Source organism: Rhizobium sp. PEPV16 (assembly GCF_008919455.1).
Lineage (GTDB): Bacteria > Pseudomonadota > Alphaproteobacteria > Rhizobiales > Rhizobiaceae > Rhizobium > Rhizobium leguminosarum_Q.
In genome coordinates, this window is the sequence record NZ_VSZV01000323.1 from 2,991 (window position 1) to 3,823 (window position 833).

General features: G+C 65.8%; 1 protein-coding gene. It reads left to right on the top strand.

All coding sequences use genetic code 11. The annotated features are described in order from the left end of the window. A partial coding sequence (locus FY112_RS21030) for an AAA family ATPase (RefSeq protein WP_151519210.1) occupies window positions 1–833 on the top strand: 833 nt, incomplete at both ends.

Below are 833 nucleotides of genomic sequence, written 5' to 3' on the forward strand. Positions count from 1 at the left end.
CGACAATGGCATTGCTGCGGTGGTCGGCCTTGCTGGCGCCGGCAAGTCGAGCCTGCTTGCCGCCGCTCGCGTCGCCTGGGAACACGATGGTCGCCGGGTGATCGGTGCTGCCCTTGCGGGGAAGGCCGCCGAAGGGCTGGAAGACAGCTCCGGCATCAGATCGCGAACACTCGCCTCCTGGGAACTCATCTGGGCCAATGGACACGAGACGCTTCACCGCGGCGATGTGGTTGTCATCGATGAGGCCGGCATGGTGTCGTCGCAGCAGATGGCCCGCGTGCTGAAGCTCGTGGAACAGGCGGGGGCGAAAGTCGTGCTGGTCGGCGATGCGATGCAGCTCCAGCCGATCCAGGCGGGTGCGGCGTTCCGGGCGATCACCGAGCGGATCGGTTTTGCCGAACTCGCCGGCGTGCGCCGCCAGCGCGAAGACTGGGCGCGCGAGGCATCTCGGCTGTTCGCTCGTGGCGAGACCGAGAAAGGTCTCGACGCCTATGCGCAGCAGGGTCATCTTGTCGAGGCAGAGACGCGCGACGAAGTCATCGGGCGGATCGTCGCCGATTGGAGCGAAGGGCGCAAACTGGCAATCGAGACGTCGGTCCTTGAAGGCAATGACGGTCGTCTTCGCGGTGGCGAGCTTCTTGTACTCGCCCATACCAATCAAGACGTGAAGCGCCTGAACGAAGCGCTGCGATCGGTGATGACAGGAGAGGGCGCGCTTGGTGAGGGCCGCGCTTTCCGGACCGAGCGCGGCGCACGAGAATTCGCCGCCGGCGACCGCATCATCTTCCTGGAGAATGCCCGCTTCCTCGAGCCACGTGCTCCCCGTCTCGGTC